This window comes from Christiangramia aestuarii (assembly GCF_009735585.1).
GTDB lineage: Bacteria > Bacteroidota > Bacteroidia > Flavobacteriales > Flavobacteriaceae > Christiangramia > Christiangramia aestuarii.
In genome coordinates, this window is sequence record NZ_VJVW01000001.1 from 696,262 (window position 1) to 711,403 (window position 15,142).

The 15,142-nt window shown below is 41.3% G+C and carries 18 protein-coding genes; 10 read left to right on the forward strand and 8 right to left on the reverse strand.

The annotated features are described in order from the left end of the window. The first annotated feature begins 88 nt into the window (after positions 1-88). From FLP08_RS03125 to FLP08_RS03160, 8 genes are all read left to right on the forward strand, one after another. Entirely contained in the window at positions 89-334 is a 246-nt protein-coding gene (locus FLP08_RS03125; RefSeq protein WP_156273941.1) for a hypothetical protein, read from the forward strand. A gap of 73 nt (positions 335-407) precedes the next feature. Further along, positions 408-1,058 (forward strand): flavin reductase family protein, encoded by a 651-nt coding sequence (locus tag FLP08_RS03130; protein WP_156273943.1) that lies wholly within the window; start codon positions 408-410, stop codon positions 1,056-1,058. Further along, a complete protein-coding gene (locus FLP08_RS03135; protein WP_156273945.1) occupies positions 1,055-1,189 on the forward strand; it encodes a DUF2256 domain-containing protein in 135 nt (44 codons plus the stop codon). Before FLP08_RS03130 ends, FLP08_RS03135 begins: the two co-directional genes overlap by 4 nt. Then, positions 1,186-2,475 (forward strand): DASH family cryptochrome, encoded by a 1,290-nt coding sequence (locus tag FLP08_RS03140; protein ID WP_156273947.1) that lies wholly within the window; start codon positions 1,186-1,188, stop codon positions 2,473-2,475. The genes FLP08_RS03135 and FLP08_RS03140 overlap by 4 nt, the downstream gene beginning before the upstream one ends. After that, positions 2,460-4,007 carry a cryptochrome/photolyase family protein gene (locus FLP08_RS03145; RefSeq protein ID WP_156273949.1) on the forward strand — a complete coding sequence of 516 codons (1,548 nt, stop codon included), beginning with the start codon at positions 2,460-2,462 and terminating at the stop codon, positions 4,005-4,007. Before FLP08_RS03140 ends, FLP08_RS03145 begins: the two co-directional genes overlap by 16 nt. 145 nt (positions 4,008-4,152) lie before the next feature. After that, positions 4,153-4,308: a lmo0937 family membrane protein gene (locus FLP08_RS03150; RefSeq protein ID WP_011710576.1), complete on the forward strand. Its 156-nt coding sequence runs from the start codon at positions 4,153-4,155 to the stop codon at positions 4,306-4,308. Positions 4,309-4,376: 68 nt separating this feature from the next. Then, positions 4,377-5,135 (forward strand): SDR family oxidoreductase, encoded by a 759-nt coding sequence (locus FLP08_RS03155; protein ID WP_156273951.1) that lies wholly within the window; start codon positions 4,377-4,379, stop codon positions 5,133-5,135. Positions 5,136-5,170: 35 nt separating this feature from the next. After that, entirely contained in the window at positions 5,171-5,842 is a 672-nt protein-coding gene (locus tag FLP08_RS03160) for a hypothetical protein (protein ID WP_156273953.1), read from the forward strand. Between the two features lie 101 nt (positions 5,843-5,943). On the opposite strand, the gene kynU is transcribed toward FLP08_RS03160, so the two are convergent. Beyond that, positions 5,944-7,236 (reverse strand): kynureninase, encoded by a 1,293-nt coding sequence (kynU, locus tag FLP08_RS03165; protein WP_156273955.1) that lies wholly within the window; start codon positions 7,234-7,236, stop codon positions 5,944-5,946. 92 nt (positions 7,237-7,328) lie between these two features. Between kynU and FLP08_RS03170 the strand changes: the two genes are divergently transcribed. Further along, positions 7,329-7,970: an O-methyltransferase gene (locus tag FLP08_RS03170; RefSeq protein ID WP_156273957.1), complete on the forward strand. Its 642-nt coding sequence runs from the start codon at positions 7,329-7,331 to the stop codon at positions 7,968-7,970. A gap of 1 nt (position 7,971) precedes the next feature. Here FLP08_RS03170 and FLP08_RS03175 read toward each other — a convergent pair whose 3' ends face one another. From FLP08_RS03175 to FLP08_RS03205, 7 genes are all read right to left on the reverse strand, one after another. Further along, the gene (locus tag FLP08_RS03175; RefSeq protein WP_156273959.1) at positions 7,972-8,529 is read right to left on the reverse strand and encodes a phosphatase PAP2 family protein; all 558 of its coding nucleotides are present in this window, start codon (positions 8,527-8,529) and stop codon (positions 7,972-7,974) included. A gap of 12 nt (positions 8,530-8,541) precedes the next feature. Further along, positions 8,542-8,823, reverse strand: coding sequence for a Sec-independent protein translocase subunit TatA/TatB (locus tag FLP08_RS03180; RefSeq protein WP_156273961.1), 282 nt, complete (start codon positions 8,821-8,823; stop codon positions 8,542-8,544). Between the two features lie 84 nt (positions 8,824-8,907). Beyond that, entirely contained in the window at positions 8,908-11,205 is a 2,298-nt protein-coding gene (locus FLP08_RS03185) for a M1 family metallopeptidase (RefSeq protein WP_156273963.1), read from the reverse strand. A 63-nt stretch (positions 11,206-11,268) separates the two neighbouring features. Next, a complete protein-coding gene (locus tag FLP08_RS03190) occupies positions 11,269-11,769 on the reverse strand; it encodes a DUF6702 family protein (RefSeq protein WP_156273965.1) in 501 nt (166 codons plus the stop codon). A 108-nt stretch (positions 11,770-11,877) separates the two neighbouring features. Further along, on the reverse strand, positions 11,878-12,726 hold the full coding sequence (locus FLP08_RS03195; protein ID WP_156273967.1) for a BamP family beta-assembly machinery protein: 849 nt from the start codon (positions 12,724-12,726) through the stop codon (positions 11,878-11,880). A gap of 20 nt (positions 12,727-12,746) precedes the next feature. Further along, positions 12,747-13,514 (reverse strand): BamP family beta-assembly machinery protein, encoded by a 768-nt coding sequence (locus FLP08_RS03200; RefSeq protein WP_156273969.1) that lies wholly within the window; start codon positions 13,512-13,514, stop codon positions 12,747-12,749. Beyond that, the gene (locus FLP08_RS03205) at positions 13,495-14,322 is read right to left on the reverse strand and encodes a BamP family beta-assembly machinery protein (protein WP_156273971.1); all 828 of its coding nucleotides are present in this window, start codon (positions 14,320-14,322) and stop codon (positions 13,495-13,497) included. Before FLP08_RS03205 ends, FLP08_RS03200 begins: the two co-directional genes overlap by 20 nt. A gap of 115 nt (positions 14,323-14,437) precedes the next feature. Between FLP08_RS03205 and pepE the strand changes: the two genes are divergently transcribed. Continuing rightward, positions 14,438-15,142 (forward strand): dipeptidase PepE, encoded by a 705-nt coding sequence (gene pepE, locus FLP08_RS03210; RefSeq protein WP_156273973.1) that lies wholly within the window; start codon positions 14,438-14,440, stop codon positions 15,140-15,142.

A 15,142-nucleotide genomic window follows, 5' to 3' on the forward strand; every position in this document is an offset into this window, starting at 1 on the left:
TTTATTATAAAGCTGGTTTAAAAGCTGTTAAGAATTTTTGGACCAACTGAATGTTAAGGTAAATTAGATTAACTAAAACATATAAATTATGGATCAGGCGAAACTTGACCACATGAGGTCTACGTTAAACAAACTGGAAGATATCAAGAATACTCAGAGTAGTCTTATTGATAAAATTAATCATGTGATCACCGATTTATTTCAGCATCCAGATAAGAATCTGGAAAAAGTAATGGAAGATGCCCATCAAAAAGCTTCAGACAATATCGACCAGGTTAGAGAAGCCATGGAAGAATATGAGATGGCCATCAATAAAATGGAAAATCAGGATTAATTTAAAAATACATTAACAGCCTTTTAGGCTGGCAATCTATAAATTAAGGTCAGTTAAAAACTGGCCTTTTTTTATGAAACATATTAGCTCCGAAGACATCAAAGGAATGGAAAAGATCTTCCGCCTGAATTTAATCAACAGCTCCACCGGGTATAAATCTGCCAACCTCATCGCAACGAAATCAAAAACGGGTAATCCCAACGTAGCCGTATTCAGCTCGGTGACGCATATGGGAAGTAACCCGGCCATGCTGGGATTCGTTACCCGGCCTTTAAGCGTTGCCCGCAATACTTATAAAAATATCAAGGAAACCTCCTATTTCACGGTGAACCATATTCACGAAAGAATGATCGAGCAGGCCCACCAGACTGCCGCGAAATATGACGAGGAAATTTCAGAATTCCATAAGACGGGCCTTACTGAGGAATACCTGGATGACTTTCATGCTCCCTATGTAAAACAATCTGAAATAAAACTGGGCTGTAAATTTCTTAACGAATACCATATCAAGGAAAATGACACCCTCCTGCTGGTAGCATCTATCGAGCATCTCTATTTCGACGAAGGAATTCAAATGCCAGATGGCTGGCTGCGCCTGGACGATGCTGGTACGGTCGCGGTAAATGGTCTGGATGGCTATTCCCTGCCTAGTTTACTGGACAGGTTTCATTATGCCAGACCTAATCAGGAAGTAAAATCCTTTTTTAGCAAGGAATCGAATTGAGAAAAAAAGAACATCTCCCAGAAAAGATCTGCCCGGTTTGCCAGCGGCCATTTAAATGGCGTAAAAAATGGGAAAAAGACTGGGAGAATGTAAAATATTGCAGTGAAAAATGCCGAAAAAATAAAAAATGAAGAACGGACTGGTTTGGTTTAGGAACGATCTAAGGATTTCAGATCATGAGGCTCTACTTAATGCCTGCAAGGAAAATGACCGGATACTTGGTGTTTATTGTTTTGACCCAAGACATTTTGAAAAAACGAATTATGGATTTCCAAAAACGGGAAAGTTCAGGGCTAAATTCCTGATAGAAACGCTAGAGGAACTTCAAAAAAACCTGCGAGATATTAATATTCCATTGTTAATCTTTCAAAAAAAGCCAGAAGAGATCATCCCTAAGCTTGCCTCAGAATATGATATAGATGGCATTTATTTTCAGAAAGAATGGACAGCCGAAGAACAGAAGGTTGAAAATGGTATAAGGAAAAACTGCGGCAAGCTAAATTATAATTCATACTACCAGCAGTTCCTGTATCACCCTGAAGATATTCCCTTTGAATCTTTCCAGGATATTCCTAAGGTTTTCACCGATTTCAGAAAAGCCTGCGAAAAAAATGCTGAAGTAAGAAAATGCCTAGAAACTCCTTCCGTCCTCTCAGATAATTTCCAAATTGATAAAAACCTTGAAATTCCGAACCTGGAGGATTTAGGATTGAAGGATTTTGAAATAGACCAGAGATCAGCCTTTCCTTTTAAGGGAGGTGAATCCGAGGCTAAAGAACGTATCCAGCAATATTTCTGGAACTCAAAAAATCTTTCGGAATACAAGGAAACCAGGAACGGACTAATTGGAACCGAATACAGCTCCAAATTATCTGCCTGGCTGGCCAATGGCTCTATTTCTCCAAGACAGGTATATGAGCAGGTGAAGAAATACGAAAAAGAAGTGACCAGCAACCAAAGCACTTACTGGCTCATTTTCGAATTGATCTGGAGGGATTTTTTCAAATATGTATCCCTTAAACACGGTAATAAGATCTTTAAAATAGATGGTATCCTAGAAAAGGAGCTCTCCTGGGGACAGGATACGGACAGGTTTGAGAAATGGATATCGGGCAGAACAAGCGAGCCATTTGTAAATGCAAACATGAAAGAGATAGCGGCCACCGGGTTCATGAGTAACCGTGGGCGACAGAACGTAAACAGTTTCTGGGCCAAAGAACTGCAGCAGGACTGGCGCATGGGAGCCGCCTATTTTGAAAGCCTGCTCATAGATTACGATGTACACAGCAACTGGGGAAACTGGATGTACAACAGCGGCGTAGGCAACGACCCGCGGGATAGAAAATTCAACATAAAAAGTCAGGCAGACCGCTACGACCCAAATAATGAATATCAGGATTTATGGCTGAAAAATTGAAGATTTTAAGACTCATTCTCGGCGACCAGTTAAACCACCACCACAGTTGGTACAAGGACGACCAGGAAAATATCACCAATGTTTTTATGGAGATGCGCCAGGAAACAGATTATGTAGTACACCATATTCAGAAGGTTGTTGGTTTTTTTAGTGCCATGCGAAATTTTGCCGATCATCTTAAAGAAAGAGATCATCAGGTGATCTATATGAAAATAAATGATAAGAACAACCAGCAGGATCTTGGTAAAAACCTGGAACAGTTGATCGCAGACCATAACTTCGAAAAATTTGAGTACCAGCTCCCAGACGAATATCGGCTCGATGAGCAGCTTAAAGAGATATGCGAAAACCTGTCTATCGAATCAGAGGCTTTTGATACCGAACATTTCTACACCAGGAGAGATGATTTGGAAAAGTTTTACGAAGGAAAAAAGCAACTGGTGATGGAGTATTTTTACCGCGATATGCGGAAGAACCACGGAATCCTCATGACCAATTCAAAAGATCCCGAAGGCGGTAAATGGAACTACGACAAATCCAATAGAAAAAAATGGGACGGCGAACCTGAAATTCCGCATGAGCGAGGCTTCAGAAAGGATGTTTCGGGAATTCTGGAGGAAATAGAAAAAGCCGGAATCAAAACCATGGGGAGCATCGAGGAAAAGAACTTCAACTGGCCTACCAGCCGGGAAGATTCCCTTTCGGTCCTGAACTACTTCTGTAAAAACCTGCTCGTACATTTTGGAGATTACCAGGATGCTTTGCATACAGATCAGGATTATTTGTTCCATTCCAGGATATCTTTCAGTCTTAACACCAAAATGATAAGTCCTAAAGAGGTTATCGATTCTGCAACCAATTATTATTACGAGCATAAAGATGAAATAGATATTTCCCAGATAGAAGGTTTTGTGAGGCAGATCCTGGGTTGGCGTGAATATATGAGAGGTATTTACTGGAAAGAGATGCCGGGATATCGAAGATCTAATAAGCTACGTAATCAAAATGAGCTTCCAGAATTTTACTGGAATGCCGAGACAAAGATGAATTGTTTGCACCATAGCATCAAGGGCAGTCTGGAAAATGCTTACGCCCACCATATACAACGGCTTATGATCACCGGTAATTATGCACTGCTTACAGAAACCCATCCAGATGAAGTTGATAAATGGTACCTGGGTATTTATATAGATGCCATAGAATGGGTAGAAATCACCAATACCAGAGGAATGAGCCAATTCGCCGATGGCGGGATCGTAGCTACCAAACCTTATGTTTCCAGCGGAAGCTATATCAACAAAATGAGCAATTATTGCAAGGATTGTCATTACAAGGTAAAGGAAAAACTGGGAGAAAAAGCCTGCCCCTTTAACAGTCTTTACTGGAATTTTCTGGATTCTAATCGGGACTATTTTGGAGACAACCAAAGAATGAATATGATGTACAGCCTACTGGATAAGAAGGATCCGGAAGAATTGGAGAAAATTAGAAAAAGGGCAAAAAGGATCATTAGCCATCCTTCTGATTTTTAGGATCCAAAGTTAAATCAAGGTTAAATGAGCCAAGGCAGGTTTATCTATTATCTAAATTCGTAGAAGAACTGTTCAACAGAATAAACTAACTAACATTTAATATTAACCAACGGCCGGCCCTGGTGCCGCCATAAAACAACCTAACATGAGAGATTTAATTTGGCTTATTATCGTATTACTGGTGATTGGATGGCTTGTAGGATATTTTGCATTTCCAGACCTGGGAAGCATTATCCATATTTTAATAGTGCTTGCCGTTATCTTAATATTATATAAGCTATTAACCGGAAGGCGACTGTAGTAAAATTGAAATTTTATAAAACCCTTTGAGAGATCAAGGGGTTTTTCATTTATAATAAAATCAAATCTATGTGGGATCTAGAAAGTAAGAAAGCCGTGATCACCGGCGGAACCAAGGGTATTGGCAGAGCCTGTGTAATGGAATTCCTGAAACTTGGCGCTGAAGTGATGTTCACCGCCAGAAATGAAGAGGATATAAATAATTTTACCAAAGAATTGCGTAAGCAGGGTTATAAGGCCACCGGCCTGGTTGCCGATGCAGAGAAACAGGAAGACCGGGAAAAGTTAGCCCAGTGGGTTGCTAATAATTGGAAAAAACTGGATATCCTGGTAAACAATGCCGGTATCAATATTCGAAAAAGAGCCAGGGATTATTCTGAAGAAGAATACAGAAAAGTTTTGGAGATAAACCTGGTCGCTCCTTTCGAGATTAGCCGTGTTCTTTATCCCTATCTCCAGGAATCAGGAAAAGCTTCGATGATAAACATCGCTTCCTCTGCCGCGATCCAGGATGTGGGAACGGGAACACCCTACGCAATGTCTAAATCTGGACTCTTACAACAAACACGAAGCCTGGCGGCGGAATGGGCCCGGGACGGGATCAGGGTGAACGCAGTATCACCATGGTTCATTAAAACTCCACTTACGCAGGGTTACCTGGAAGATGGAAAAAGAATGGAAGCTATCTTGAGCCGCACTCCATTAAACAGAGTGGGTGAACCTGAAGAGATCTCGGCTATCGTTAGCTTCCTGGCTATGGACAGATCTTCTTTTGTGACCGGCCAGAATATAGTTGCCGATGGAGGAATGAGCATTAAGGCCCTGTAAATCGAATATTTAGTAATTTTAGAAAAAACAAACACATGAAAAATTTATTATTATTAGCATTTCTCGCTGTTTCCCTGATCTCCTGCAACCAGCATAAGAAAAAACAGGAACAGCCGGAAAATGCTCCGAACCTAGAAACCCATGAAAAGATAGCCATGGCTAATGGTTTTAAGGAGTTCGATAGCCTTGAGCAGATCAAGTTCACCTTCAACGTAGAAGTGAACGACAGCCTGCGCTCTAAAAGGGAATGGACCTGGAACATAGATAGCGACAAGATAAGTTTACGGGAAAAAGACTCTGTTATGAGCTATATTCAAAAAGATAGCCTGGCCAAGGAAAAAGAATATATAGACCAGCGCTTCGTTAACGACTCTTACTGGTTGCTATTCCCTTTTCAGTTAAAATGGTCTGATGCAGATTTTAGTGAAGTAAAAAAAGCCAAGGCTCCCATAAGCGGGGATGAAATGCAGATGCTCACGGTAAAATATCCTTCAGAAGGAGGCTACACCCCGGGAGACAGTTATGATATCTACTTCGATGAGGATTTTATGATCAGGGAATGGGTTTATAAAGCTTCCGCCGGAGGCAGGGAAATGGCCACCACCTGGGAAGATTACGAAGATTTTAAGGGAGTGAAGATCTCGAAGATGCACAAATCGCCAGATGGGTCTTTTGAACTTTATTTTTCAGATATCTCCGTAGAATAATAAATACACATATAACAAAAAAGGAGGCCTTGAGCCTCCTTTTTCATTTCCAATTATTATCACTTTTATATCCTTAGTATTCTGAGTCTTCAGGATCTATATTAATTACTAACCTTCTGCTTGTTAAGAATTCCTTTTTTAAGGATCTGCCCGAATTGGTACATATCTTCAAAAGAGCAATAAAAAGGTACCGGAGCCAGACGTATCACATTTGGTTCCCGCCAGTCGGTGATCACTCCTTCCTCCATTAAATAATTAAAGAGTTCCCGGCCCTCGCCATGCAGGAATACCGAAAGCTGAGTCGCCCTTTCCTCCTGGTTCTCGGGAGTAATGATCTCGAAAGTGCTTTCAACTTCCTTATCTATTTCGTGAAGGATAAATTCAAGGTAAGCTACAATCCTATTTCTTTTTTCGATAAGCGCCGGCATACCTACCTCATCGAACATCTGTAGTGAAGCCAGGTAAGGTGCCATGGCCAGGATAGGCGCATTGCTTATTTGCCAGGCATCGGCGTTCGGTTCTGGCTGGAATTCGGGTTCCATGAGGAACCTTCTCTCTTTATTATGTCCCCACCAGCCTTCGAACCTTGGTATATCTTTCTTGTTATGGTACTTTTCATTTATAAAACAACCAGAAGCATTTCCCGGGCCGGAGTTCATATACTTATAACTGCACCAGGCAGCGAAATCTACATTCCACTCGCTTAGTTTCAGCTCGACATTCCCCGCAGCATGCGCAAGGTCCCAGCCTACAAATGCTCCAACTTCATGCCCGGCCTTAGTGATGGTTTCCATGTCGAAAACCTGGCCGGTATAATAGTTAACGCCACCAATAAGGACAAGGGCACATTCGTCCCCTACCTCCTTTATCTTTTCAAGAATATCTTCGATCCTGAAATTATTTTCCCCATCGCGCTTTTTGATCTCTACGATCGCATCTTTGGGATCGTAGCCATGGAACCTTACCTGGCTGGAGATCATATACTGGTCGCTGGGAAAGGCTTTCTCCTCGCAAATGATTTTGTAACGTTTAGCTTCAGGACGGTAAAAAGAGACCATAAGCAGGTGAAGATTCACGGTAAGCGTATTCATTACGGTTACTTCAGAAGGTTTTGCCCCCACTACCCTAGCCAGTTTTTCTGAAAACCGCTCGTGGTAGTCCCACCAGGATTTTTCAGCATAGAAGTGTCCTTCCACAGCAAGTTCTGCCCAGTCTTTCATCACCTCATCCACGTATTTTTGAGCAGACCTGGGTTGAAGCCCGAGTGAATTACCTACAAAGTAAATAACCTCTTTTCCATTGACCTTCGGAAATATAAATTTGTCCCTGTACCCAGACAGTTTATCTTCTTTATCTAATTGTATCGCAAATTCCCTGGAATTCTCGAACTGCATAATTTCAATTTTTTGTAAAAATACGATTTCGTTTTAAATGACCCAGTTCTGAAACACCGCATAAAATCTTTAATTTTGTAAAAAATCCTTGCATGCATTTTCTACCTGAAGAACTTGATGAATACATCGTTGCTCATTCTCAAAAAGAACCGGAGCTTTTAGCTAAATTAAATCGTGAGACCAATCAAAAAGTAATGCAGCCAAGAATGCTTAGCGGGCATTACCAGGGCCGGGTGCTTAGTCTGCTCTCCAAACTAATCACGCCGAAAACCATCCTGGAAATTGGTACTTATACGGGTTATTCTGCCCTGTGCCTGGCAGAAGGAATGCCTGCCGATGGGATACTCCACACCATAGATGTGAACGAGGAGCTTTTCGATTTTCAGAAGAAGTATTTTGAAATGTCTGAATACAGCCAGCAGATAAAGCAATACCTGGGCGATGCTACCGAGATCGTACCCCAGATAGGTTCGAAATTCGACCTGGTTTTTATAGATGCCGATAAACCGAATTACCCAAAATATTTTGACCTTATCATTTCTAAAATGAATCCGGGTGGCGTCATTCTTTCAGACAATGTACTTTGGTCTGGGAAAGTGATAGAAAAAGTCAAAAAAGAAGATGAGTCCACCCTGGCATTACTGGAATACAACAAAATCCTCGCGGAAGATGAAAGGCTGGAAACGGTGATCCTGCCTGTAAGAGATGGATTGACGCTTACCAGGGTAAAATAAGCTAGATAAACCTTCTTCCAGATCTTACGTAAAGGAAATAAAAGAGGTTCGCCAGGATGATCCCAACGATCATTCCTACGATTATATCCCCCGGGTAATGCACTCCCACATAGATACGGCTGGTCACGAAAACTATTGGCCAGATATAGGCAAGGTAGATCCAGCGGGTTTTCTGGGATAATATCAGCACCACAAAAGTGGTGGCAGCAAACGAGGTTGAAGAGTGGCCCGAGAAAAAACTATAGTTGGTGGGTTCCTGAAGTATCCGGATAAGGTCGGTAAGTTCGGGGGTATTGTTTGGCCTGAGTCGCAGGGCTATTCCTTTTACCAGGTTGGTAAAGCTCCATGTACTAAAAACGCAGGCTAACAGGAACAGGGATGAAAAAGAGGCCTTTTTCCAGTGAAAAGCGAGAAAAAAGAACAGGAAAAATAACAGGTAAAGTGGAATCCAGTGCCTTGGGTCGGTAACGAAGATCCAGAAAGCATCATATCTTTCTATTCCCAGGTTATTTAGATAAACGAACAATTCCCGGTCCCATTGCTGAATCTTCTCCCACATTCAAAAATAAGATTAGGGCTTACGCCTCACCGAACCGGTGATCTCTTCGATATCTTCTTTCACCTTATCGATCTCCCCTCTTACGTCCTTAGTGAAATCTGTATCTATACCCTGTTTTTCAGCGCTCTTCTGAATTTCGCTTTTAATATCGTTCGAGGCATTTCGTATCGCTTTCATTCCTTTTCCCAATCCTCTGGCGATATCCGGAATCTTATCGGCTCCAAATACCATCACCAGGATAAACATGATAAAAGCAATTTCAGCTCCACTTATAAATAAAGGTAACGTGTGCATAGCAGGACAAATATAAATACAAATCTAAGCATAAAAAAAGCCGACTCGTTAAAGTCGGCTTAAATAATTATCACTTAAAAAGGCTTAGTCCTGAGAGCTTTCCTTGAATTCATCGAATTCATTTTTAGCTTCTTTCTTAGGCCATGCATTGTTATTTAGATCAACATCTGCTGTTTCAAGATCTGGGTCTAAAGTGATCTTTGTGATCTCCTTGTTAGTTGGGATCACCTTGCTCACCATCTTATCGTTCTTTCTCCAGATTTGTACAGGATAGGTCTGCTTTTCGGTAGTTCCATCAGCATAGGTAAGCTCTACGATGATCGGCATTACCAATCCTCCCGGCTTTTCAAATACTACCTGGTAGAAATACTTAGGAGCTTTCAGGTTCTTTCTTTCTTCCTCACTAAAGTTGTCCATCACATAAGCCTGAAGCGTCTCAGAGCTCTCCAGAAGAGACTTTTCTTTCATATTCTCGTCGAATTCTGCGTCTTCTTCGGTCACAACATATAGTGCTTTAGTCTCTTCAGGAGAAGTACCGTAACGCTCTAAGAATTCCCTTCCTTTTTCAGTAGGCTTATCGGTTACATAATACTTATTCACTTCCTTGATCCCTATATCCACATTATCTGTAGTATAGAACCATCCTCTCCAGAACCAGTCAAGATCTACGGAAGATGCATCTTCCATAGTTCTGAAAAAGTCTTCAGGAGTTGGGTGTTTGAACATCCATCTGTTAGAGTAGGTTGCAAAAGCATAATCAAAAAGCTCACGCCCCATGATAGTTTCACGAAGAATGTTCAACGCAGTTGCCGGCTTTCCGTAGGCGTTATTTCCTAACTGGTGTACCTGCTCAGGGTTAGACATGATTGGTGAAATATAATCCTGATTACCTTTCATATAAGGTACGATCTTGCTAGGCTCTCCTCTTCTGGAAGGATATTTATCCATTGGCGCAACTGCTTCTGGATAGGCCTCGGCAAATTCCTGCTCTGCCACATACTGAACGAAAGTGTTGATACCTTCATCCATCCATCCCCACTGACGCTCATCTGAATTCACGATCATTGGGAAGTAGTTATGACCTACCTCGTGGATGATCACACTCATCATCCCAAACTTGGTACGGTCGCTGTAATTCCCATCTTCATCTGGACGACCATAGTTCCAGCATATCATTGGATATTCCATCCCCTGGTTTTTGGCGTGTACAGATACAGCCTTATGATAAGGATACTGGAAGGTGTGTTTTGAGTAGCTCTTCAAGGTACTAGCCACAACTTTGGTAGACCATTCTTCCCAAAGCGGGTTACCTTCTTTTGGATAAAGAGAAACAGCCATCACATCTTTACCTATAACATCTACTGCCATCATATCAAGAATGAACTTTCTGGAAGTAGAAAATGCAAAGTCACGCACCATTTCTGCTTTATAGGTCCAGGTCTTTGTCTTTTCAGCAAAACCTTTTTCAGCTTTTTCAGCCTCCTCCTGGGTTACGATCATTACAGGCTTGTCGTAAGACTTTTTTGCCTGCTCGTAACGCTTCATCATTTCTTTTGAGTAAACCTCTTTCCTGTTCTGAAGTTCACCGGTAGCTTCCATAACGTGGTCTGCCGGTACAGTGATGTTCACCTCATAATCTCCGAAAGGAAGCGCGAATTCTCCGTTCCCCCAGAACTGGTAGTTTTGCCATCCTTCTACATCATTATAAACCGCCATTCTTGGAAAGAACTGGGCGATCACATAAGCCTTGTTTCCATCTTCAGGGAAAAATTCGTAACCAGAGCGTGCACGATTGGTTACGTGATTATTCACATTATAAGACCAGTCGATATCGAAAGTAAAGCTTTCACCGGCTTTAAGAGGCTGCTTCAGGTCTATTCTCATCATCGTCTGGTGAATGGTATATTTTAAAGGAGAACCATTGCTGGAAACTTCCTTGATATTGAATCCGCCATCAAATGGCTCTTCCATATACTTATTAGCGAATCTACCAGGTGTAGCTACCGGAGCCATCCCCTCACCATCTTTCTGTGGTGCATCCTTTTTCCTGATGTTCTGGTCCAGCTGAACCCAAAGATATTCCAGATCCTGTGGAGAATTATTGTGATAGGTTATAGTTTCTTCACCGGTAAGCACAGAGTTCTTGTCATCAAGAACGATATCCATCTTATAATCTGCCTCATTCTGGTAATAGGCCGGTCCCGGGGCACCAGATGCAGTTCTATATTGGTTTGGAGTGGCAAGCTCCTGGTACATTTGCCTGAATTTGTTTTGATTTGTGTGGCCTTCCTGCCGTGTTGTTTCCTGGGTCGCTTCCTGCGCAGATACGCCTGCGAAAACGAACATTAAAAACACGGAGCATAGCATGTTTAATTTCTTCATTTACTTTGTTTTAATTTAAGGTTGCTAAAAATAGGTATTTTAATTTCTACTAAAGAAAGCTTTTTAAAAATTTACCGTCTGGCTCCCGTTGCCTTTAACCAGCAACATACTTTCTATAGTTTTATCCTTCTTCACATGAACAATATTCTTCTGGGAATCAAAAAGGTCTGTAAGTATTAGGTTTTCAACCTTAACCTTTTTGAAACTTTTAACTCCTGCGGCCTCTATGAACATAACTACCTGGTCTGCGTCAAACTTACTTCCCAGTAGCTTCAATTTCTGCTCCTTGCCTTCAACTGAAATCCTTAATTTCTTCTCCAGGTATTTCTGAATTATCTCCCTGTTCTTTTCCAGGTCCTCTTTATAGGACAGGCTGATTTCCTGCTGATATCTTTTGCTAAGAACATTTTCGAGATCGTCTATAAAAACCCTGGAAATTATCTGGATGCTTTGAACTTCCTCATTGTATTCAACTTCAGTAACGCTAAGGTAAGTTTCGTGATCCCTGGTCGTGAAGGAACTAAACAGTATAAGGCCAAAGACAAGTGCTAAAGTCTTCTTCATTTTCATTTTTAACATAAATAGAGCAAAAACCAATCCAAAATGATCTTATTCAAATCTCCATAGTTTTAGACGCCAATGGATAGAAAAGGTTTAATTTTTTATGGAAATTTAACTGGGTAGCTGTACGGGATTATTCAAAATAGCTCCTCTTCTCTCCCTGAAATCTTCGATCTTGGTCTGAAAATATTCAATAAGGACAAAGGCGTTGTTATTGATGACCAGTCTTTTAAAACGGGTATCCTCGGTACAAAAATAAACGAAATTACATATTTCGTTCTCCTTTAGCTTAAGATCTTCTCTAAAGAATTCGTTACCTACGATCGCAATACTTTTATTGGCCAGTTCTTGTGGCGAATATTCCTTTGGAGCGTCCTTATTTTTTCCGGCAAGTTTATCCATTACAGCGCCCGCAATAAGGTCCAGTCTTAATCCTCCATTAAGTACTGGTTTCTCATAAGGATTCATTTCCCGGTCTTTCTGGATGAAATCATCCAGCCGGTTCTGCAGTTTATATTTGTTTTCCACTTCGGTGGTGGAGATCTGGGAAAGGTCGTTTGCCAAATATCCTGAAAGCTGGATATCGTCTATCACCACTTCAGCAAGTTCGTTCACGGAACTTTGCAATTTTATGGTAATTGAACCTTCCTCTATCATCCTGCGGGTAACCAGCACTGTCTTATTTTGAAATTGTACTGAAGAAACATACAGGCTATCATCTTCCTGCGCCAGAATATTAAATTCGCCATTACTCCCTGTTATTGCCCCCTTTTCCAGGTTCAGGTTTACGATATGAATCTTTTCTACATTTTCGTTATCTGCCTGTACTTTTCCTTTCAGGAGTCCGGGTTGCTGCGCCTGGACGGTAAGATTTGAAACTAGCATGAAAATGAAAAGGCTCCACAGGCCTTTTTTCGATCTGATGCTTGAAAATGATTTTTTGATGTTGATGTTTTTCATGATTTCACAAAAAAAGTGATTTATTCCAGTACACGCAACTCTTTGAAAGAAACTATTTTATTTTCAAATAGTTCCATTAATTTAAAGATGCTTTCCGCTTGCAAATGGCTGGTGTATTCAGGATCTTCTGCACAGAAATAAAGAAAGTTTATGATCTCGGATTCTTCGATTTTAAATTTCTCCATGAAAAAAGCAGGGCCGAACAATGCCAGGCCTTTATTCACTTTCTGGAACAATTTATTATTGCTTTCTGCTTTTTCCAGTCTTTCGGTGGTACCGTTTAAACGATTCAGAATTGCTATGGGACTACCATTTCCTGTAGCAGATTGCACGGCCAGTTCCAGGCTACTTCTCCTGGGTTTGGGAAAAGGAATACCCAGCTTTTCGTAAACAGATTCGGGAACTTTGTTGATATCTCCTGAAAGCACTCCCGATAATTTAATATCGTCCAGCCTTACTTCATCCAGTTCATTGAATTTTTCCTTCAATTCGATGAGCAAGGTTTGCTGGAAAGAAGCTTCCTGAATTACCAGCCGCTCATGTTGATATTGAACGGAAGAAATGAAAAGACTGTCTCCCGGCCTGGCCAGAATACTGAAATCTCCCTGTTCGTTGCTCGTAGTTCCCAACTCGGCAGTTAAATTAACCACATGAACACCACCGGCATATTGCATACTGTCTACTGCTATCTTTCCATTCAGCATACGTCTTTCCTGTGCAGCCAGTTTGATAGCCCCAAAGCATATTAGGAGAAAGATTAGGGATTTATTAATTCTCTGTTTTGGCATTTAGTTCTCTTAGATTGATGAAGGCTTCTATTTTAGACTCATATAAATCAATGAGGTCTAAAGGATTTGATGATTGAACGTTCTTGGTAAACCTGGGATCCGTTGCACAGTAAAAAACGAAATTCTCTATCTCAGCCTGCGGAAGCTCCAGTTCTTCAATAAAAAAATCTCCACCCAAAAGATCGATTCCTTTTTGCACCCTGGCCTGCATTTTCTCCAGATCCAGAACATTTTGCAAATACTTCGTCCGGCCATTTATATCATTTATAATAACATCCAAGGGCACACCACCCAATAATACGCCCAGGTAAGCCCAGCGACTTTTTATACCGGCGCTGGCAGTATATAGTTTTAGCTCGGTTTGGGTAAGTTTTCTTTCAGGATAGGGAATCCCATACTTCTCCCTTTTGAAATAATCGATCTTTGGAAGGTCTGCATCCAAATGACCACTTAGTCTAAGGTCTGTAAGTTGCACTTCCTCTAGTTCGTTCCGTGCTGGATAAAGTTGGACCACGTATCCGGTTTCTTTAAGGTCTTGCTTTTTAAGCTGAATTTTTCTGTTTTCGAATTGAATGGAAGAAAAGAATAAAGTATCTCCAAGCCGGGCCCTGATCTTGAAATCCCCTTCTTGATTGGTGGTGGTACCGGTCTGAAAGTTCAGGTTGACCACATGGATATTACTCACATTAAGACTATCTGCCTGCACCCGGCCTTCCAGCCATTCGATCTCCTGGGAGAAAGCCGGAAAACTCATAAGTAATAATGAACAGATCAAGGCCGGAAACCTTAAAGTATCTATAATGGTCAAATTGAATCGGTTAGTATTCGGTAAATTATAACGTCTAAATTTTCGATTTCGCCTTTAGAAATGGCCAAACTTTTCTTAATCGCAGTGATTCTCTACATTTACACTAAAAAATAACATGAACGCAATACTCGCCAGCACCTCAACTCTACATGAACAGGATTACCTGGAATATCTAATCCCGCATTTACCGGAACTTTATAAAGATGCAGAAGAAGTTTTATTTATTCCCTATGCCAGGCCCGGCGGAATCTCCCATGATGAATATACCGCGAAGGCTGCCGAAGCATTTTCAAAGGCCGGAATAAAATTAAAAGGCATCCATGAATTTGAAGATGCGGTTGAAGCGGTTAAAAATGCCGAGGGAATATTTACTGGAGGAGGAAACACTTTTTTACTGGTTTCGGAACTCTACCGGAATAAGGTAATGAATGTTATCAAAGAAGCGGTTAAAAATGGCACTCCTTATATGGGTACCAGTGCCGGCACCAATATTGGAGGCCTAAGCATGCAAACCACCAACGATATGCCCATTGTATATCCACCTTCTTTCCAGACCCTGGGATTGGTCCCTTTCAACATTAATCCGCACTATCTCGATCCAGATCCAGGCTCTACCCATAAAGGAGAAACAAGGGAGACTAGAATCAAGGAATTTCACGGCCTCAATTCTCAACCAGTGATCGGCCTCAGGGAGGGCAGCTGGCTTGAGCTGAAGGATAATAAAGTTACGTTAAAAGGGAAGCTAAAGGCGAGACTTTTTAAAAAGGATAAAGTACCTTTCGAAATAGAGACAGGAACAGATTTAACCGATTTAAATTAG